At 70.4% G+C, this 20037-nt stretch carries 17 protein-coding genes; 10 read left to right on the forward strand and 7 right to left on the reverse strand.

The features are described from left to right. Positions 1–16: 16 nt before the first annotated feature. The 3 genes from AOJ26_RS22410 to AOJ26_RS22420 all read left to right on the forward strand — a co-directional run bounded on the left by AOJ26_RS22410 (position 17) and on the right by AOJ26_RS22420 (position 2770). Positions 17–1285 carry a sensor histidine kinase gene (locus AOJ26_RS22410; RefSeq protein ID WP_107092843.1) on the forward strand — a complete coding sequence of 423 codons (1269 nt, stop codon included), beginning with the start codon at positions 17–19 and terminating at the stop codon, positions 1283–1285. After that, positions 1282–1950 carry a response regulator gene (locus tag AOJ26_RS22415; RefSeq protein ID WP_053850126.1) on the forward strand — a complete coding sequence of 223 codons (669 nt, stop codon included), beginning with the start codon at positions 1282–1284 and terminating at the stop codon, positions 1948–1950. The genes AOJ26_RS22410 and AOJ26_RS22415 overlap by 4 nt, the downstream gene beginning before the upstream one ends. A gap of 226 nt (positions 1951–2176) precedes the next feature. Beyond that, positions 2177–2770, forward strand: a complete 594-nt coding sequence (locus tag AOJ26_RS22420) for an SMI1/KNR4 family protein (protein WP_053850127.1) — start codon at positions 2177–2179, stop codon at positions 2768–2770. 227 nt (positions 2771–2997) lie between these two features. On the opposite strand, the gene AOJ26_RS22425 is transcribed toward AOJ26_RS22420, so the two are convergent. Beyond that, positions 2998–3585: a snapalysin family zinc-dependent metalloprotease gene (locus AOJ26_RS22425; protein ID WP_053850128.1), complete on the reverse strand. Its 588-nt coding sequence runs from the start codon at positions 3583–3585 to the stop codon at positions 2998–3000. 610 nt (positions 3586–4195) lie between these two features. On the opposite strand from AOJ26_RS22425, the gene AOJ26_RS22430 reads away from it, so the two are divergent. Next, positions 4196–4708, forward strand: coding sequence for a winged helix-turn-helix transcriptional regulator (locus tag AOJ26_RS22430; protein WP_199828866.1), 513 nt, complete (start codon positions 4196–4198; stop codon positions 4706–4708). Between the two features lie 9 nt (positions 4709–4717). Then, the gene (locus AOJ26_RS22435; RefSeq protein ID WP_053850130.1) at positions 4718–5563 is read left to right on the forward strand and encodes an MBL fold metallo-hydrolase; all 846 of its coding nucleotides are present in this window, start codon (positions 4718–4720) and stop codon (positions 5561–5563) included. 166 nt (positions 5564–5729) lie between these two features. Here the strand turns inward: AOJ26_RS22435 and AOJ26_RS22440 are convergent, their stop codons facing one another. The 3 genes from AOJ26_RS22440 to AOJ26_RS22450 form a co-directional block, all read right to left on the reverse strand. Next, positions 5730–6248: a DUF305 domain-containing protein gene (locus tag AOJ26_RS22440; RefSeq protein ID WP_053850131.1), complete on the reverse strand. Its 519-nt coding sequence runs from the start codon at positions 6246–6248 to the stop codon at positions 5730–5732. A gap of 11 nt (positions 6249–6259) precedes the next feature. Next, positions 6260–7579: a DUF1996 domain-containing protein gene (locus AOJ26_RS22445; RefSeq protein WP_234358646.1), complete on the reverse strand. Its 1320-nt coding sequence runs from the start codon at positions 7577–7579 to the stop codon at positions 6260–6262. A 109-nt stretch (positions 7580–7688) separates the two neighbouring features. Continuing rightward, on the reverse strand, positions 7689–9404 hold the full coding sequence (locus AOJ26_RS22450; protein WP_086723776.1) for a discoidin domain-containing protein: 1716 nt from the start codon (positions 9402–9404) through the stop codon (positions 7689–7691). A gap of 346 nt (positions 9405–9750) precedes the next feature. Between AOJ26_RS22450 and AOJ26_RS22455 the strand changes: the two genes are divergently transcribed. The 3 genes from AOJ26_RS22455 to AOJ26_RS22465 all read left to right on the forward strand — a co-directional run bounded on the left by AOJ26_RS22455 (position 9751) and on the right by AOJ26_RS22465 (position 11677). Beyond that, entirely contained in the window at positions 9751–10722 is a 972-nt protein-coding gene (locus AOJ26_RS22455; protein WP_234358647.1) for a LacI family DNA-binding transcriptional regulator, read from the forward strand. Positions 10723–10744: 22 nt separating this feature from the next. After that, a complete protein-coding gene (locus tag AOJ26_RS22460) occupies positions 10745–11305 on the forward strand; it encodes a hypothetical protein (protein WP_053850134.1) in 561 nt (186 codons plus the stop codon). Between the two features lie 84 nt (positions 11306–11389). Then, a complete protein-coding gene (locus tag AOJ26_RS22465) occupies positions 11390–11677 on the forward strand; it encodes a hypothetical protein (RefSeq protein WP_053850135.1) in 288 nt (95 codons plus the stop codon). Positions 11678–11771: 94 nt separating this feature from the next. Here AOJ26_RS22465 and AOJ26_RS22470 read toward each other — a convergent pair whose 3' ends face one another. Further along, positions 11772–13409, reverse strand: a complete 1638-nt coding sequence (locus tag AOJ26_RS22470; protein ID WP_053850136.1) for a hypothetical protein — start codon at positions 13407–13409, stop codon at positions 11772–11774. A 5-nt stretch (positions 13410–13414) separates the two neighbouring features. Continuing rightward, positions 13415–15592, reverse strand: coding sequence for an ATP-binding protein (locus AOJ26_RS22475; RefSeq protein WP_053850137.1), 2178 nt, complete (start codon positions 15590–15592; stop codon positions 13415–13417). A 415-nt stretch (positions 15593–16007) separates the two neighbouring features. Between AOJ26_RS22475 and AOJ26_RS22480 the strand changes: the two genes are divergently transcribed. Beyond that, a complete protein-coding gene (locus AOJ26_RS22480) occupies positions 16008–17723 on the forward strand; it encodes a PHP domain-containing protein (protein ID WP_053850138.1) in 1716 nt (571 codons plus the stop codon). Further along, positions 17720–18229 (forward strand): hypothetical protein, encoded by a 510-nt coding sequence (locus AOJ26_RS22485; protein ID WP_053850139.1) that lies wholly within the window; start codon positions 17720–17722, stop codon positions 18227–18229. The genes AOJ26_RS22480 and AOJ26_RS22485 overlap by 4 nt, the downstream gene beginning before the upstream one ends. 166 nt (positions 18230–18395) lie before the next feature. Here AOJ26_RS22485 and AOJ26_RS22490 read toward each other — a convergent pair whose 3' ends face one another. Then, positions 18396–19793: a serine/threonine-protein kinase gene (locus tag AOJ26_RS22490; protein WP_053850140.1), complete on the reverse strand. Its 1398-nt coding sequence runs from the start codon at positions 19791–19793 to the stop codon at positions 18396–18398. Between the last annotated feature and the right edge of the window lie 244 nt (positions 19794–20037).

Raw genomic sequence — 20037 nt, forward strand, 5'->3', positions numbered from 1 at the left:
TCCGTAGAGTGGGGACATGCGCAGGAGAGCTGGGCGCTCGCGCGCGGGGCGGGAGGGCATGGGTGTGGCCGTCGTGTGCGCGGTGGCCCTCGTCGGAGTCGGAGCGGCGCCGGAGTTCGGCCCTTTGGTCACGCTGCCCGCTGCGTTCGCGTCGGCGAGCGCGGTCGGTGTGCTGCTTCTGTGGAGTCGTGCGCGCCGGAGGCTCACTGTCCTCGCCTGTGCGGCCGGCGTCGTTTCACTTGCCGCCACCGCCGCCGTCCTGCTGTTCGGGGAACGGCGACGGGACGCGGGATCCGGGGGCGGCTGGATACTCGCCGAGTCCGCGGCGCTGCTTGTACTGACCGTCCTGACGGTACGAGCGGCGAGGTCCGGCCGGCAGGCAGCCTCGGCGGCGGTGGCCGCGACGGCCGTGCCGGTGACACTGACGCGGTTCTGGTCGGGGCCTCCCAGCCTCGTCGCCCTCGGAGGGGGTGCCTTCTGGACGCTGCTCGCCCTGCTCGCCGTCGCGGTCGGGCTCTACCTGCGGTCGCTCGACAACGGGCGGATACGGTCCGTGGCCGAGGGCCGCCGTGCGCAGCGCCTGCAACTCGCCCGCGATCTGCACGACTTCGTGGCGCACGACGTGAGCGAGATGCTGGCGCTGGCCCAAGCGGGACAGTTCCTGGCGGAGCAGGCCCCGGGGGAGACATCACGGGTCACACAGGCGGACACGTTTCACCGTATCGAACAGGCAGGGTTGCAGGCCCTGGCCTCGCTGGACCGGACGGTACGAATGCTTCACGACGACGATGCCGACGGGAGAGTCGGGGGCGCCTACGCGGGCGGCGACAGGGACCGGGAGCCGGACATGCGCGCGCCGCTTCCTGATCTGGAGCAACTGCCCGAACTGGTCACGCGTTTCTCCGCCTCCAGCACCGCGCGGATGGACCTCCACATCGACCCTGAGCTGCTGGACACCACACGGCGGGACGTGACCACGACGGCCTACCGCGTCGTCGTGGAATCGCTCACGAACGTACGACGTCACGCCCCGGCCCCACGCCTGGTCAATGTGGCTCTTCGCCATGAGGCAGGGGCACTGGTGGTCACCGTGACCAATGACGCCCGCTCCGCGACCGCCCCCCCGGCCATAGGGGGCGGCGGGGGCCGGGGCCTGCGCGCACTGACCCAGCGGGTCGAGGCGATCGGCGGATCGCTGTCCGCAGGACCCCACGATCCGCCGGGGTGGCGTGTCACCGCCGTCCTGCCGCTGAACCCTGACGGAGAAGGGGAGGGGCCCAGGTGAGCGGGACAACCGGGCCGATCCGGCTGCTGATCGCCGACGACCAGGAGAACATCCGCGGCGCCTTTCGGATCATCCTCGACGCGCAACCCGACATGACCGTCATCGCCGAAGCGGGCGACGGCGTGTCGGCCGTCGAGCAGGCCCGCGCCCTGCGGCCTGACGTCGTACTCGCCGACATCCGGATGCCACGGCTCGACGGTCTGGAGGTCACCCGGATCCTGGCCGCACCCCAGGACGGCGAACCGATCCGTGTCATCGTGGTCACGACCTTCGACCTCGACGAGTACGTCCACACCGCGCTGCGCAACGGTGCCTGCGGGTTTCTGCTCAAGCGCTCGGGTCCCGCCCTGCTCACCGAGGCTGTGCGCGCCGCCATGGCTGGTGACACGCTCATCAGCCCGCAGCTCACCGTGCGTCTGCTGCGCGACCTCGCAGCGCCGACGCCGAACCCTCGCCGCGATGTCCCCGACCGGCTCACCGACCGCGAACTGGAGATCACCCGGCTGGTGGCCCAGGGCCGGACCAACGCCGAGATCGCCTCCGAGCTCTTCATCGCGCCGGGCACGGTGAAGAACCACGTTGCGGCCGTCCAGCGCAAGCTCGGTGCCCGCAACCGTGTGGGAATCGCGGCCTGGGCCTGGGAAACGGGCCACGCTGCGCCCTAGGACTCCAGATGGAGATCGCCACTGAACGCAGTCCGGCCGTGCTGGCTCCGCGAAGACGGCCGGAAGCGGTGCACGGCTGACTGCCGACACAGGGGCCGGCACTACGACAGGCGGTAGCTGCGGACGGCGTAGGGGCATGGCTCGCGCGTGTGAGGAGTGCGGCGACGCCGGCTGGTGATGGCTTGGCAGGGGGCCGGCCGTTGATCCTTCCGTTCTCGGATCTTGCATGATGACCGGCATGAACACGGAAACTTGCGACCCGGCCGAGTTGGCCGCCCTCCGCGACATCTTCGCTTCCCGGTCCGAGGCGGTTCCACCGGCCGGTTGGGAGGCGGTGCGGTCGTTCGAGGCAGAGCACGGCATCGTGCTTCCGGAGCCCTATCGCACATTTGTGGCGGAGATCTGTGACGGACTGCGCGCAGGACCGCCCTACTACGGTCTGCTGCCACTCGCGCTGACGCCTTCGGACTGGGGCCCGGACCGGCCCGAGCGCCTGCTCGCCGAGCCGTTTCCGCTCACGTCGGCATGGCTGTGGGAGGAAGAGGAGGCCACCCAGGAGGCTTTGTCGGAGCAGGAGTTCGAGGCCCGGATGGATTCCGTGTTCGACCACGGCTCGCTGCTGCTGGGCACCGACGGCTGCGGCATGTACTGGCATCTGATCGTCACCGGCCCGCAGCGCGGTCACGTGTGGCTGATCGACGAGAACGCCGCGATACCCTTCGGCACCCGGCCGGACACCTCTCTGATGCCAGGCACGCCAGGGTTCGCGGGATGGGCGACCCATTGGGCCCAGGGCCGGCCGTGGTTCGCGGATGCGTGAGTGAGTGAGCGTGCGGTGGCCAACGATGCCAAGCCTGAGGCTACGAGACCTTCGGGCATCCAGCCCCCCGTCGAGAAGGGGAGCAGCACCCATGCCGTCCGGTGGGGACCCCTGTGGGGGAGTGGAGGTTCCTTTCCTGTCGGCACCTCCGCCGGCCACGGGCTGATCACTGCGTCCCGGGATCTCGACGAGATACCGGGACGCACCTCCGCGTTACGGCCGTGTGGTCAGGGCGCGTCGATGAGCATCCGGCCGTCAGCGGGCGCGAGCGCGGCGAACGCGCTCGCGTAAGCGGACTGGACGCGGGAGCGCTCGGTGACGTTCGGTGTGGCGTTGGTGCAGGCCGTGCCGGCGCTGGATCCCGACATCAGTTGCGAGCAGGGGCCGGGCTTGGTGTCCGGCAGTCCGAGGCTGTGGCCCAGCTCGTGCGCGGCGATACGGGTCTTGTTGTAGCCCTGCTCCACGGCCTGACTGCCGAGCTCGACGCGGACCTGACGGCCCGGCCGAACGGGGCCGAGCGTGGCCTGCGGCCAGCCCGTCGTGGCGACGATCACGATCTCGGCCGTGGAGCCGGGCTCCGCTTCGACCAGATGGACGTTGCTCACGTTCGCGTTCCAGGAGGCGACTCCGGCCGCGATCGCGGCCTCCCAGCCTGCGGCGCGGCTGTCGTCGTAGCGAAGGGTCACCGCTGCCGCCAGCGCGGCGGACGCCTCACCCGTGGGAGCGGGGGCGGGGGCGGCCGTCGCGGCGCCCGCCGTGGCGAGGACGAGGGCTGTGGCGGAAGTGCCGGCCTTGAGCCAGGTGCCGAGGGGCATTGCTGCTCCTTCATCCGTGGGGGAGTCCGGCCCCGGCGGGGCCGGGTGCGCGAAGGAGCGGTACGGGTTGTCCGGTGGGGGCCGGACGCACCGTCGACCGCCCCTCCGGGGCGTTGCGATGGTATGCCCTGCCCTCCCCGCCCGTCATGTACCTGCCATGGTGAATTTCCGTCAGATTCCGGTCCGCAGCGGAAGTTGTGCGGCCGACCGCCCTGACGAGGCGCGGCACGCCTGTGGCCAGGAGCTGTGCTGCGCTCAAGACGACGAAGCCGGCATCCATGAGGGCGGCTGCCCAAGGAGGTTGCTCGAACTCGTCGGTGTACATGTAGCGCTGGTCTCCGACGAAGGCGGTCAGCGGCACGTCCTCGGATCAGTACTCGACAGGGGCGGGTCACTCCGGTGCCGGAACCCGGTTCCCCTTAATTCCCAGCGGAAGGTGACCTGCGAGTCCTCCACCTTCACCCCTCCTCTTCGTGCTCTCTGGCACGGCCTCCGCCCTCCTCGGGAAGCGCGCGTTATGGATCTTTCTACCGGGCCGCCCGGACCTGGATTCAAAAATTATTGCCAGTACCTGGGTTCATTTTTCAGAGTCTGCGTTACGCTGGGTGCCATGGAAGCGATGTCACTGCCCGCGAACCGGTACTGTTCGATCGCCCGAACCCTCGGCGTGCTGGGACAGAAGTGGAATCTTCTGCTGCTCCGCGAGGCCTTCCTCGGCCGCACCCGTTTCGCTGAGTTCCAGCGCATCGGCATCCCCAACGCGACCCTGGGCCAGCGCCTGAGCGACCTCGTGTGCGCCGGGCTCATGGAGCGCGTGACGTACCAGGAAGAGGGGGAGCGCAGCCGAGAGGCGTACGCCCTCACGCAGGCCGGACGCGACGTGCTGCCGGTCCTGGCCGCCCTCAGCGCATGGGGAGACCGCCACCTCCCGCAGGAGACGGGGCAGGGAGTCGTCTACGCGGCCGACGGGGAACGCCCGGTGCATCTCGAATTCCGGGACGCGGACGGTGAGTTCGTCGACCAGGACGCTGTTTCGATCATTCGGGGGCCGGCCTATTACGCCGCCCTGGCCGCTGCCGACCGGTCGTCCGACGCCGCCGACGGTATCAACCTTCTCAGTTAGGAAAGCACCATGCCCACCAGTGGTCCCCTCGCCTATGACGTCTTCGTCGCAGACCCGATCCCGCAGAACGTGACGGATCTGGTTCCCAACGGGGACCGGCGCATGTTCTCGCCACTCTCCGTCACCCTCATCCACGGCGAACGGGATGCCGTCCTGGTGGACCCGCCGCTGACCTCCGCCCAGGCGCTGGAGGTGGGTGACTGGGTCGAGGCGACCGGCAAGAACCTGACCCACATCTTTGCGACCCATGGTCACGGTGACCACTGGTTCACCGCAGACGTCCTGGCCGAGCGCTTCGGCGCGCAGGTCGTCGCTTCCGAGGGCACCATCCGGGAGATGCACCGCAACGTCTCCCTCCGCCCGCACTTCTGGGACGCGCTGTTCCCCGGACAGATCCCGGAGACCTCCGTCACGGCCGCACCCGTGCCCGGTAACCGGTTCACCCTGGAGGGGCACGACCTGCGCATCGTGGAGGTCGGCCACAGCGACACGGACGAGACCAGCGTCCTGCACGTACCCGACCTCGAGCTGGTCGTAGCCGGCGACGTCATCTACAACGGCGTGCACCAGTACCTCGCCGAGTCCGCGAACGGCGGCCGCGACGCCTGGCGCAGGGCCATCTCCGTCGTCGAGGACCTGCGACCGCGGCACATCGTGACCGGACACAAGAACAAGGAACTCGACGACGACGCCGAGCGCGCCATCGCCGAGACCCGGCTCTACCTCGACGCCGTCGACGAACTGCTGGCCAAGCACGAGGAACCGCTCGACTTCTTCAACGCCATGCTGGACCGGTTCCCCGACCGCCTGAACCCGGGCGCCCTGTGGGGAGGCGCTGTCGCGCTGTACAAATAGGGCTCACCACGAGCGGGTTGAAGGCATACGCCGTCCGGACGGCCCTGTTTGAGGCGGTGCCGCGGCCCACGCCCACGCCGGCACATCCTCGTCGCGACTACGCGCTCCCGGGACCGGCCGGTGCGAGGACCGAGACCTGCCCTCGCACCGGCACGGAAGACAGTCGTCAACCAGCCCCGGCGAGGCGGGTGATCTGTTCGGCGGCGCTCTTCTCGATCTCGGCCGCCAGGTCTCGCGCCCGTGGTGAACTGCCCGAGGTCCGTTCGCTCGTGCACAGGGCCCGTACCTGGACGAGATGTGCGCGCAGGCCACGGGTCAGGAGCTGGTCGAAGTCCCCGCCCCTGGTGGCCTTCGCCCGTCCGATGGTGTCCAGGGTGACCATGCCGGGCATGTTGTGGCCCTCGTGGGGACGGGTGTCAGGAATTCCTGACAGTTTCAGCAGCTCGCGGAGCTTGCCTAGTTCGTCTTCGAGTCTCCTTCCCGATTCCGCCGCCCAGTCGGCCAGAGCCGGACGCCCGGCACGTGCGGGCGCCAGGTCGGTGAGCAGACGGGCTCGTTCGTCCATGGGGATCATCAACTGGATCCAGGCGGTGTCGGTGTCGTTGAAGGATGCCGGCCTCGTCGGGTCGGCCGCCGGCTGCGTGGTGCAGCCGGCGACCGCCAGTGCGAGGAGCAGACCGCCCACCGACCGCCGTGTCAGAACGTTCCGGCGGAGTTGCACTTGGCGCTCTGCACGATGCAGTCCTTCACCCGCTGCCCCAGGGCGGCGTTGTCCCAGGCGTTGAAGAAGTCGCCGTGGATGGAGGACGCCATGCCGGACGACAGCGTGAAGCCGTCGCCGCTCCCGCTGGTCGGGTAGCTGATGACGAAGGAGACCGAGGGGATGGCGACCGGGTAGGCACCGCTGCACCTGCCGTCGTAGGTGAAGGCGACGTGCGACTTGTGGTCGGGGCTGTCCAGGTGCTTGCCGTCCCAGCAGTCCGGGAAGACCAGTTGGTGGACGAGCTTGGCCGTCGGAGCACAGAGCGGCCAGTTTCCGTCGGCACTGCGTCCGGTCTCCCCGCCGGGTCCGGCGCAGAAGAACTGGTTGGGGGAGCCCGCCGGGGTGGCCACCTGGGACTTGGCGTTGCCCGCGATCATGCGGAAGCCCTGGGGGAAGGGCACGGTCGCCGTGGGGTCGGGCAGCCGGGAGCCGTAGTAGACGATGACACCGTCGGGCTCCACCGCCTTGCCCCGCTCATACAGGGTGGGGACCCAGTAGGCGGAGAGGTCCTTCGCCGGTGTGCAGCTCGTCGCCGTGTTGGCCAGCAGGCTCTGGGCCGTCGTGGACGCGTCGGTGCTCCTGTTGCCGAAGAAGCTGTGCATGTGGGAGGCACCGGGCAGGCCGGGAGCGACGATCGGGTCGTCCGGCTTGGAGTGGCTGTAGGTGCAGGTGGCGTTGAACTCGGGGACGCGCACCGCGTTGCCGGGCACCGCCGCCGGGGTCATCGCCCGGAACTGCGTGAGCTGGGCTTCCCATTTCGCCTGGTCGACGTCGACCCAGCCCGGTGCGGGGCCGTCGCCGCCGCTGACGAAGGAGAACCAGTTGATGTTGACGAAGTCGCCGGGCGTGGAGCTGCGCAGCACCGCGAACACGGTCTGCGGACCCGTCGGATGGGTGGTGACGTCGGCGCTGCGGGTCACCCAACTCTGCCAGCCGCCGGTGGGGCTGGTCTGGAGCACGGCGAGCAGGGGGCCGGTCAGGGAACCGGTACGCAGTTCGATCGAGCCCGACCCGGTGGCTGAAGCGATGCGGGCCGAGACCGTCAGACGGCCGGCGGCCCCGAGGTCGACCTGGTCGAAACGCATCCAGTCGCCGTCGGCGAGGAAGGCGGCGTTCTGGCCGCCGTCGGTGTCCGCCGTCGTCTCCAGGCCGACCCCGGACTGGGCCGCGTAGGACTCGGCCTGGACGGTGACGGCAGCGGCGTTCGCCGACGGAGCGCCGAGCGTGATGCTGAGGGCGGCTGCCACCACCATCGCCAGCGCTCCCGCTAACACGGGACTGAGATGAAAGGAGTATCTGTGCATGTCACTTCCTCGTTGGAGTGGGTCGGGCCGGGCGCGGACACGGAGGGCTCGGGCCTGACTACTGGTAGACGTGCACGTAGTCGACGAGCATGCGGGAGGGGAACGGGGTCGATCCGTCGGGCGGGCCGGGCCAGTCACCGCCGACCGCGAGGTTGAGGATCATGTAGTGCGGGTGGTCGAAGATCCAGGGACCGCGTGTGCGCTCCACCTGCTCCTTGTCGAGGGTGAGGACGGTGCGCCCGTCTACGCTGAAGACGATGCCCTTGCTGTTCCAGTCGGCGGCCCAGGTGTGGAAGTCGTCAGAGAAGTCGGCGGCCTGGGGGAGTTGGTAGGGCGATCCGATCCCGTTGCCGCCGTTGTAGGCGGGAGCGTGCACGGTGGAGTAGGCCGTCTTCACGTCCTTGCCGAGGACCTCCATGATGTCGACCTCGCCGTTGTACGGCCACGGTCGCCCGGTCAGGAAGTCGGCGCCCATCATCCAGAACGCGGGCCACAGTCCGTTGCCCTTGGGCACCTTGATACGGGCCTCGACCCGCCCGTAGGTGAACTGGAAGGTGGCGCCCGTGTTCATGCGGGCCGAGGTGTACTGGCAGGTGGTGCTGCCGGTCAGTGGGTCGGGCGGGCAGGACCTGCCGGGGCTCGCCTCCTTGCGGGCTTCCATGACGAGGTGCCCGCTGCCGTCCAGCGCGGCGTTCTGCTGGTCGGTGTAGTACTGGAGCTCGCCGTTCTGCCCGGTGCCGGGGTCGGCCCGCCACTTCGACTGGTCGGGCTTCGCGCCGGAGGGCCCCTCGAAGTCGTCGCCCCAGACCAGCCGCGGCGGCTGAGCCGGGTCCGGGGGCAGCGGCGGTGCGGGCAGGGGAGCGCCTCCGGTGCCGTACACCTGGAACTCCCACAGGGAGTAGCCGTAGGCGGTGGCACGTTCGGTGCCGTACATCCGCACGTACCGGCCCGTGCCGGAGACGGTCAGGGTCTGTTTGAAGCCTGTGCCGGTCGTCGTCGAGTAGATCGGCGTCCAGTCGGAGCCGTTCGGGGAGACCTGGATCTGGAAGGACTTGGCGTAGGCGGGGTCCCATTGCAGGATGACCTTGTGGATCTGCGCGGTCGCGCCGAGGTCGACGGAGATCCAGCCCGGGTCCGTCCAGCCGGTGGTGGGGCTGGTCGCCCAACGGGAGGCCGGATCGCGGTCGAACGCCCGGGCGGGGGTGCACTCCCAGCAGTTCCCGTCGCTCTGCGCGGACGAGGCCGCACCCGTTCTGCCGTAGGAGAGCAGCGTGTCACCGCCGCTGTCGGAGCCGCCGGTCCCGAAGACCTGCAACTCCCATAGCGAGTAGCCATATTGGGTGGCCCGCTGGGTGCCGTACATGCGCACGTAGCGGCCGGTGGCCGTGACGGGCAGGCTCTGGGTGCCGCCGGTGCCCGCTGCCGTCTCGTAGACGGTGGACCAGGCCTCCGCGTCGTTCGAGACCTGTATCCGGAAGGCCTTGCCGTAGGCGGCCTCCCACTGGAGGGTCACCTTGCTGATCGAGACCTGGGCGCCGAGGTCGACCCTGATCCACTGCGGGTCGGTGAAACCGCTGGACCAGCGCGTCGTGGGATCGCCGTCGACCGCGCCCTGGGCGTTGAAGGGCTGTTCGGTGCTGGACGCGACGACGGGCTTGCCTTGCGACAACAGGGCCTCGGCGGCGCGTGCTTCGGGAGCGGGCAGGGACGTGAACGTCAGAAGGGTGGCCACCACGGCGACCAACAGGCCGAGGCGACGGAGCGGAGGACGCACGGGCGACTCCTCAGTGGGGGTGAGAGTGAGGGAGCGTTCCCTGAGCGCTGAGAATGGGCCGGTGCGCAAGGAGTGTCAAGGCTTCGTGCACAAGGGAGAGTTGGGCCGTGGAGGCGGCTGGGGACACCGAGGGAACGATCTCACGGCTGTTGCGCGGGGCACTTGTGGCATCCGGCGGCGGAACGGGATGCCGTGTGTGCCAGGGCGATATGTGCCGGAGGGTGCGTCCTGACCGGGCGTTGACACGTCATCGGGAAGCGGACATCCTGATGGGAAAACGCTCCCTGGCGCACAGGGTTGGCCGGGCTCGGGCGATCGGAAGGCAATGAAACGACCTACGCTTGCGGTGGTCGCCGCCCGAGCCGGCGTGTCCAAGTCGAGCGTCTCGCGGGTGGTCAACGGTGAGACCACCGTCGCGCCGGAGATCCGGGACGTGGTCATGCAGGCGGTGCGTGAACTCGGCTATGTACCGAACGCCGCTGCCCGCAATCTGGTCACCCGTCGTACGGACGCCGTCGCCGTGGTGGTGTCCGACCCGCCCAAGGGCGTGGTGTCCGACGACCCGCTGTTCTCCACCGTGGTGCGCACCGTCAGCAGGGAACTCGAAGCCGTCGGCAAACGCGTGACCCTCCTCCTGGCGGAGTCCGACGAGAGCCGGGCGCGGGTCGAGCGCTACGTCGCCGGCGGCCACGTGGAGGGCGTCATGCTCGTGGCCCTGCACGGCGCGGACCCCCTGCCGGCCGCGCTCGCCCGCATGGGCCTGCCCGTGGCCTCCTTCAACCGCACCTCGGCAGCGGGCGTCCCGTACGTGGCCCTGGACAACGCAGGCGGCGCGAGGCTCGCCGTCCAGCACCTCCTGGACCAGGGCAGGCGCCGCATCGCCACCATCACGGGACCTCTCGACCTGTTCGAAGCCCGTGAGCGGCTGGAGGGATATCGGGCGACCCTCCGCGACACCGGTCGCCGTTCCATCGTCGCGCTGGGCGACTTCACCAGGTCCTCCGGTGCGGAGGCCATGCGCCAGCTCCTCGAGGACGACCCGGCGCTGGACGCGGTGTTCGCGGCCAACGACCTCATGGCCATCGGGGCCTTGCGGGCACTGCACCAGGCGGGCCGCCGGGTCCCCGACGACGTGGCCCTCGTCGGCTTCGACGACATAGAGGCCGCCTCCTACACGACGCCCGCGCTGACCTCCGTACGCAGCTCGATGGCCGATCAGGCCACGGCCACGGTGCGCCTGCTGCTGAAGCTCATCGAGGGCGGCGCCCTGCACCCGGTGATCATGCCGAACGAGCTGATCGTCCGGGAATCGACGTAATCAGTGGAGGGAGGGCACGCTGATGTGCAAAGTGGATCACCAGGCCGCTGCGGTGACCGCGACAGCAGCTCTGGCGGCGGCCCACCCGCACTTGCTGCAACGGGACTCTGCGCATCCGGCACTGGAAGGGTGCGAGCACGTCGAGTGGTCGGCCATTCCCGGCTGCCCGGTCGACGTCTCTGTCGTCCTGCGCGGGCTCCTCGATCCCGACGCGGCTGAGATGGCGGAGCGGGCATTGGACTGGCTGGTGATGTCAGGGCCGATGTCCATCAGTTTCACGATGCACGCTGTCGTTCCGTACCTGCTTCGACTGACAGTCGATCCCTCGACCCCACGCCGGAACGAGTTGGTCGGGATCGTGCTCGTGGCCGCCGCGCTGTCCGCACCGACCGACCCTGACAACGCGTGGGACCTGGCGGTCGGTGGCCTTGAGGAGGACCACCCGGAACGGGCCCTGTGCCGAGCTGCGTTCATGGCCAACGCGGTGTGGGTGCGACGACTGCTGGCCGATGACGAACTGCTGGCCGGCCTTCACCTGGACGACGGCGAGCGGGCGTCGCTGGTCCAGGCGGCCGGACTGTGATCCCGCACCGCCCTCAGGCTGACGCGGGGACCATCGCTCTTTCGTGGCCCGCAGTCCGTGCTACGTGCATGAGATCATCCGCCCATGAGCAGTGACCTGGAAGTGAGCGCTCTGGCGATCAACGTCACGATCCCGCAGGCGCTCCGCTGGACGGATACGCGACGTGGCGAGGAGTTCCAACTGACCACACTCAACATCCGGCTTCTCCCGGACGGTCACCTCGCAGTGAAAGCCTACGGACGGCCGGTTGGCGGGGGGCGGGGCGCGTATGTCTCGTTCCCGGTCCCCGACGAACCGGCGCTGGCGGCTCTGGTCGCCGACGCCGCCGACCGTGCCGGGACGCTGTGGGCCGCCCATCGCGGACTCGGTTGAGCCGCGTTCGCCTTCCAGGCAGACGGCGGCCGTCTCCAGCCCTCGCACCGAAGAGGAGGGCCGCCGTCGGCGGATCGGGGTTGCCCGGCGCAGGTCAGGAAGTGCCGCTCGGGATCACGCAGTTCTTCGGCTGTTCCTTGCCGGCGGGCCAGCCCAGACCGATGAACTTCAGGGTTCCGCGCACGCCCTGCCCCGGGTTCAGTTCGACCACCGCGACCGGCTTGTCGTACGGATTCCCGCCGCTGGTCAGGCAGATCAGGCCACTCGTGCCCCGCACCCGGTGGACCGACTGGAGCTTCGACCACTCCTGGCGGACGTCCGCGAGGCTGGGCGTCTGTTCGGCGTCGTTGCCCTGTACCTCGTGCAGGGCCGTGCCGATGGTGACGAGCCCGTCGTAGACGAGCATGGTGCGGGAGTCCTCCAGGTTCGGAGTGGAACCGAGGTCAGTGCCCGCCCTGCTCGTGCTCGTGATCAGGTCGTTGAGGGTGTTCAGGGCTGCTTTGGGCTCCGTGAGGTACTGGGGGAGTTCGCTGGCGGTGGGCTCGCGGTGGTGGGTCGCTTTCCACCGCTTGGTCCAGGCGGCCAGCTCGGTGTCCCAGGCGGCCGGGTGCGCGGGGGCGGCGTACTGGACCGTCACCTTGGCCCCGCCGTCCTCGCCGCGCAGTTGCGCCCAGTCCTTCTCGGACATGGCCTGGCGCAGCGAAGCGGCGTCCGATCCGCTGACCAGGGTGAAGTGCCGGTCGGCGCAGGTCTGTTTGGCGAGGGTGAGTGCGAAGATCCGCAGGTGCAGTGTGCGCCCCGCGAAGTAGACGGTGTCGGCCGCGGAACCGCAGATGTTGTTGGCTATCTGCTCGAACTGGCTGCCGGTCGAGCCGGCCTCGCTGATCCCGGGAGACTCGTAGGGCATGTCGGCGGGGCCGGCCGGGCCGGTCTCCTTGATCCCCCGGAACGCGCTCGCCAGCGACTCGTCGTAGGCGTCCGGGCGGGTGTCGTGGACCAGCACCGTCCTGGCGTTCCGCTTGCCCCGCTCGCCGTTGAAGTTGGCCAGGGCCTGAGCCGCGTTGCCGTTGGTGGGGATGATCCGGGCCAGACCGGGGAATCGCTGCTTCTGCCCGTCGACGTTCGCGATCCCGTCTCCGCTGATCCGGGAGGCGAGGACCGGGACGCCGTTCGCCGTCAGACGCCGTACGGCCTCCTCGGTGGCGTCGAGGGTCAGGTTGAAGCCCGTGACGGCCCTCAGCTTGTCCTCGTCGGATTCGGCCATGTCGAGCAGTGTGCCCACGACCTTGTCCTGATGGCCGTAGTTCAGCCCGGGGTTGGCCAGCACCAGGCGGATCTTCGGCACTTGGCCCTCGCCCGAGTTGGCCTGTCGCTGGCCCAGATACGCCCCCTGGAGGTCGCTGCGCATCTGCCGGCGCAGCGCCGCCATGTCCGACTGGAGGGGCAGCATCATCGCCACGGTGACGTGGGGCTGGTTCGCGATCCTCTTGTTCTCCACCGATATGGCCTCGGCCACGGCAGTGATCTCCGGTGTGCCGAAGTCGTAGCCCGCGCCGTCGACGCCGATGCACTCGCCGTCGACCTTCTCGATGCCGTCGCGGCAGGTGTCGGGCTTCTGGAGGGCGGGAACGCCGTACACGCCGGCGGCCACGAACAGCGCCACGCCCGCCACCGCGTAGAGGATCTTTCCCCACCTGGGCAGCCTGTTCCACCTGGGTATCCAGCCGGGCATCCCCGTTACCTCCTTCGGCCGAGCTGATCGGTGCAGTCGCAGCGCAGCAACGGCTGCTCGTTCACGGCCAGTTGGCTCCATGCGGTCGCTGTCGGGCCGAGTTCTCCGGCGCCGTCGAAGTCCATGGCCGACAGTTGCCGCAGCAACTGCGCCAGGGTGTTGGCCATTTCGCGCCCGGTCGGCCTGGTGCGCTCCTCGCACAGCCACACGGCGTGCAGCAGTTGGTCGACGGTGCGGCGCAGCGGCGGTCCGTCGAGGGGTACCTCACCCTGGGCGCGCTTGCGGCGCTCGTCCGCCCCGCCCGGATAGGGTGCCTGGGCGATCTCCAGCAGTTCCTCGCACCACTGACGGGGACGGCCGGGGAGAGCTCTGACCAGGTGTCGGACCGCGTCGTCGACGCCGCCGGACACGAGGTGGTGGTTCATCTGGTGGGTCGTCACCGAACGGAACGCGCTGCCGCCCGGCTCGCTCACGGCGTAGTGGTCGCGCAGCAGGTGGTGGTCGGCGTACCAGGCGGCACCGTCGCGCTCCAGCCCGTACAGCCGGTGCACCAGCAGCTGGCGCAGCCCGAAGTCCCCGATGAAGTGCCGCTTGCAGTGGGGCCACCCGGTGTCGTTGAGCAGCCGCGCCACCTCATGTGCCGTCAGACACAGAACGCGGCCTGCCTGGTGGTGGCGCAGCAGGACGTCCGCGCACTCCTGGTCGTGCGCCACCGACAGATGGGTGAGGAGATCGAGCCACTGGTCATGGTGCTCGCCCGGAAGCCGCACCGGCAGTTGGTCGAGGACCAGCTCCTGGAGGAGTACGTCCGTCACCCGCCGCTCGGGACCGCCGTCCGGAGAGTGCAGCCTGGCGTCCAGGATGGCCCGGTCGTTGGCATCCGTCTCCATCCGGTGGTCGGCGGCGGCGGTGGCCAGCCGGATCACCGTGTGCGGCCGTCCGCCGCTCAACTGGGCCACGGCGGCGGTGATGCGGCGGCGATGCGTACCGCCCTCCCGCTCCGCGCCCAACTGGATCCGCTCGGTCGCCTTGCGGAGCTGGTCGCCGGTGAGGAACGGCATCCGCAGCATGAGCACCCCGGCGGACAACGGACCCAGGTCCCCCTCACGGTCCCTGCGGCGGGACCAGGTGGCTGGCACCCCGTCGGCGGGCCGGAACACCGCCATCTCCCTCGGTGGCAGACCCCCGTGCAGGAAGTCACCGCCGTCCGCCCGGCGCGCCGTACCCACGATCACCACCCGGTCGCGCTGCCCGGCCCGGCGGTCGGTGAGAACGGCGCGCAGCAGCAGTTCACCGAGTGGTTGGTCGGCGTGGTCCAGGAGCAGTCCCGGGCGGCCGACCCGGCCCAGCCAGCCCCCCAGACCGCCGTACGCAGCCTCCAGATCCTCGCGCAGCGCCCGGAACAGGAAGCGCTCCGCGTCCTCGCGCCGCTCGCGGTCCTCCCGTCGCTCCTGGTCCTCCCGTCGCTCGCGGCCGGCCTGGAAGTCCTCGGCGAGCCTGCGCAGCCCGTGCTTGGGCTGGCCGGCCGCGCCGGGATACTCGCCGTAGATCCGGGTCAGTTCCGCCTCGACCCGGGGTGTCGCGCGATCGAAGAGGGCGTCGAGCAGCGCGGTGAGCGCGGCCGCCCCGTACGGGCCGAGCGTCTGTCCGGCCAGGACCTCCAGCATTTTCCGTACGGCCCCGAGGAGCGCGCCCCGCCAGAAGTCGCGCGTTCCCAGACCGAGCAGGCGCGGCTGCTGGATCAGCTCCTCGTACCGCTCGACCTCTGTCCGGATCGCCGCTCCGGTGCCGTCCGCGACGCCGGTCCCGATCACCGCCAGGCCCGCGAAGAGTCGTGGGAAGGTGAACGCGCCGCCCGTTCCCCGCCAGGTGTGCAGCAGCAGGGCGGCCTCGACCAGGGCCTCGGTCGCCGCCGAGCGGGCACCGGGTTCCGACCCGGCCCGGTCCGCGTAGACAGGTGAGGCGCAGTCCAGGCGGATCACCGGCACCTGGCGGGCGAAACGGTCGTGCACCGCCCGCAGCAGCCGCCCCTTGCCCATTCCCGGGCCGCCGGTGAGCAGCACCACGGGCAGGTCGGGGCCGTACAACAACTTGCGGTCGGCACCCGACGGCGACCGCCCTAACAAGTGCGCGAAGAAACCGTCCGCGTCGAGGAGTTTCTCGAATCCCAGGTCCTCATACACGCATCTCCCCCGTGGACGCCCGCCCGCGAGCGGGTGATCGATGTGGTGGACGGAGATTAGTGGAACACGAGACGTCCAGCCAGGACAACGGCTGTCATGTGACGGGAAGTTGGTGGTGGGCCGTCCGACGCGAAGCAAGCCCACCACGGCGATCCGGCCCCGGGGAGCCCCGGTGGGACCGACGGTTGTAGCTCCTGCCAGCCCTCCGGACAGCAGACGGCGGCAGCATGAGCGCGCCGCGGGTTTGGAGTACATCGAGAGGAGCCGCCGAGCGACGTCGGCTTCCGGCGGCGGCTCTGTCGACCCGCCGATGACCACCGATCACTTCGACGTCGTCCGGAGTTCATGTCACGCCTCGATCCTCCACAGGCGGCGCAGAGGTGCCGCAGAAGGCAGCGGCACCCGGGAGGCGTTCATGGGGCACGGGCATCACCACCACAGACACGGCCACGAGCACGGCCATGACCACGACCACGACCACGGGCACACCCCCACCGCCGCTCTGCCCGCCGCCTTCGACGCATCCGTCCCCGACGAGGCCCTCACCCCCGAACAGCAGTCGCGGCGCTCGCTGTTGAGGCGCGCCGGACTTCTCGGCGCGGGCCTGACCGCCGGGAGCGTCCTCGGCCCGGTCGCGGCCACTCCCGCCCAGGCAGCCACCAACGGCCGCCGCACGCGCGGCTTTCTCTGGCTGGCCGGTGACCACCACATCCACACGCAGTACAGCAGCGACGGAAAGTACCGCGTCGTCGACCAGGTCAGACAGGGTGCCCGGCACGGCATGGACTGGCTGGTCATCACCGACCACGGCAGCGCCACGCACGCCAGGATCGGTGTGGACAAGGTCAACCCGGACATCCGCGCGGCCCGGGACGCGTACGAGGACACCCTGGTCTTCCAGGGGCTGGAGTGGAACATCCCGGGCGCCGAGCACGGCACCGTCTTCGTGCACCCCGGCAAGCACGAGGTGTCGGTCCTCAAGCAGTTCGAGACCGACTACGACGGCAGCGTGAAGGGCGCCTCCGACTCGACGCCCGCAAACGAGGCCCTCGCCGTCGCCGGGCTCGCCTTCCTCGGCGAGCAGGTCCGCCGCCGCAAGGTCAAGGACGCGCTGATGCTCGCCAACCACCCGGCGCGGCGCGGTGTCGACTCCCCGCACGAGATCCGCGCCTGGCGTGACGCGACCGACCCGGGTCACCAGATCGCGGTCGGCTTCGAGGGAGCGCCGGGCCACCAGGCCGCCGGCCTGCCCGCCCCGCTCGGCATGGCCCGCGCCCGCGGCATCTACGACAACAGCCCCAGTGCCAACTCCTTCGTCGGCTACCCGCCGGAGAGCTACCGCACCTGGGGCGGCTTCGACTGGATGACCGCCACGGTCGGCGGCCTGTGGGACAGCCTCCTCGCCGAGGGCAAGCCCTGGTGGATCACCGCCAACTCCGACTCCCACCAGGTGTACGCGGACACCGCGGTGCGGGGCCCCGGCGACTTCGACACCGACGGCCGCTACCAGGACCCGGTCTACGGCGGCCGGATCGACATCACCCAGGGCGACTACTGGCCCGGCCAGTACAGCCGTACACACGTCGGCGCGGACGGCTTCTCGTACGCCGCCGTCATGGACGGCATCCGCGCCGGCCGCGTGTGGGTCGACCACGGTCAACTGATCAGCGGCCTCGACGTACGGGTCTCGGGCGGTGGCCGCTGGGCCACGCTCGGCGGCGCGCTGCGCGTCAAGAAGGGGGCGACCGTCACGCTCGGCGTCGACGTGGCTCTCGCCGGTGGCCCCAACTGGGCCGGTTTCACACCGCAGTTGGCCCGCGTGGACGTCATCCGGGGCGATGTGACCGGTCCGGTCTCGGACCGGGACACGTTCACCGCTCCGACGGCCAGGGTCGTGAAGTCGTACGAGATCGGCAAGACGGCCGGCACGGTCCGCCTGACGTACGAACTCGGGCGCGTGGACCGGCCGTTGTACGTCCGTCTGCGCGGTACCGACGGCAACCGGTCCGGGGTCGGGCCGATGGGCGCGGCGGTCGATCCGGCGGGCCCGGCCATCGACGTCGTCGGTGACGCCGACCCGTGGCGCGACCTGTGGTTCTACTCCAACCCGGTGTGGGTCCTGCCCTCGTGACACCGTACGCCCTCACCGTGGACGCGGGAGTCCGGGACCTGCGCGCGGCCGATCACCTGCTCCACGCGCTGGCGGCCGAACTCGCCCTGCCCGAGGGCGTGTTCGGCTGTACGCACCTCGTGCAGGGGGACCGGCCGCGGGTGGTCGTGTCCCTCGCCCTGCCGTCGCCGCTCCCGCGCACCGCCCGGGAGCGGCTGACGGCCCGAGGACACGAGGTGGCCGACAGCCTGCCGGACGCGGTCGGCCGTGCCGTGATCTATCCCGGCGTCGCCGCCCTCACCGGCACCATGACGATCGCGGATCTGCTCGCCCGCTCCGCGATCGACCGGGTGACGGTCCTGGGCACGCCCGGTCGGCCCGACCCGCGGACCCCGCTGGTCACGAGGGACCACGTGCGGCCCCAGTGGCAGGACGGGGCACTGGTGCTGGCCGCCATGCCGGCCGTCGGCGGCACCCTCGTCCCCTTCGAGGTGCCGGACCCGACACCGTGCTGCGCCGACCACTGATCGTGTCCGCGTCCTCCTCACCCCGACAGACGAAGATGCCCTCCCCTTCAGGGCGGCGGCTGCCGGCGATACTCCGTGCGGCGCCCATCCGGGTCCAATCCCAGCCATGCCGTGCGATCGACCGCCGGCAGCGGAGCTTCTCCCTCAGGCTGGGGGGCGCCCCACATCAGCGGGGTCCCTTCTCCGAGGCTGGGCCTTTCGGTTTCGCTGCCTTCTCGGGCGGATTCTTGGCGTTGGCTTGAGCGGCGCCCGCGCGGGGGTGGCTGTCCTGCCCGTCGTTGTGCTTCGTTGGCGTTCCCCGATCGGGGCTGCTCGTCGGATCGGGTGACGGCGTACGGGCCTGCGGGTCGGCAGCAGCCGCAGTCGCGGGGCCATGAGTCTTCGATGCGGGCGCGGCCGATGCGGTCGCCTGCCCTGCCGGCGTCTGCGGGCTTTCTGGGGAGGCGGTGGGGGAGGGCTGCTGCAGGGGCGTGGATCCGGGCGAGCCTGCGGCGGATCGGCCGTTGCTGTTTCCCTCACCGTCCGCCGAGACGACCAGGGTGGCGCCGAGCAGTGCTGTGAGCACGGCCGCACCGGTGACCAGCAGGGGGCGACGGGTGCGGAGCGGCTTGGGCGCCTGGTGCCGGATGCCGGGCCCGGCGGCAGTCGGTGCGGGACCCTCCTCACTTCGCGCCCCTGCTCCGGCGACGGTGCCCCTGCCGCTGTCGGCAGCGTTCACCGGGGTCGGCACGACGGCCTCAGCGGACAGCGCGGAGAGAGTCTCGGCGCACTGCTCCGCGTCAGGCCGTTCCTGGTCCTCAAGCGCCGTCATCGCAAGCAGGAACTCGGCCAGCCGCGGAGGCACCGAGACCGGAACCACGGGCGGCCGGTGCAGGCGAGCCACAGCGGCTTCAAGCGGCGTGCCGCCGTACTCGAGTTCACCCTTCAAGCACTCCAGCAGGACCAGGCCGAGCGCGTAGATGTCGGCGGACGGTCCCACGGCCTTGCCCAGCACCTGCTCCGGCGCCAGGTAGGCGGCGGTGCCGAGAAGCGCCCCGGAAGCCGTGTGCCGAGTGGCGCCGATCATCCGTGAGATGCCGAAGTCGGCGAGATGTGGGACGTCCGCGGTGTCCAGCAGGACGTTCGACGGCTTGACGTCGCGGTGTACGATGCCCGCCGCGTGCACATGAGTGAGAGCTCGTGCGAGCCCGGTGCCGACCCGGGCCACATGCGAAGGCTCCATGACACCTGCCGCGATGCGCTGAGCCAGGGTGGGACCCTTCACCAGCTCCATCACGAGGAAGGGGCGGTCCTGGTGCCGCCCCGCGTCGTAGAGGGTGACCAGCCCCGGGTGCCGCAGCCGCGCCAGCAGCACGGCCTCGTCCGCGAAGCGCTGTTGCAGCGCCGGCTCGCCGTCGGGCCGGAAGACCTTGACGGCCACCGGACGCTTCAGGCGGAGATCGATTCCCTGGTACACGTCGGCGGCGCCACCGGAGCCGAGCCTGGCTTCCAACCGGTATCGGCCGGCCACGACTTCGGCCGGCGTGCCCTGCGCCGTGGAGGAGGCTGATCGGCGCACCTTCATGTGTGGTCTCCCGCTGCTGCGCCGCGAGCTGGACGCGGACATCGACAAGGTCCCGTGGCGTGTACCCGCCATGGCTCTGCCCACCCTCGCCGATTAGGCGCCTGACCACCCTCAACGGTCGGACGCCGAGGACCGCTGAACGTGCACGTGATCGCCGGTCCTGGACTCCTCCGGCATATGTGCCCCGGCGGAGGCGTCCAGGACCGGTCGAACGGACCCCAGCCCGCCTTGTCCGCGACCGCCG

The sequence above is a fragment of the Streptomyces sp. NRRL B-24085 genome, assembly GCF_001282115.1.
GTDB lineage: Bacteria > Actinomycetota > Actinomycetes > Streptomycetales > Streptomycetaceae > Streptomyces.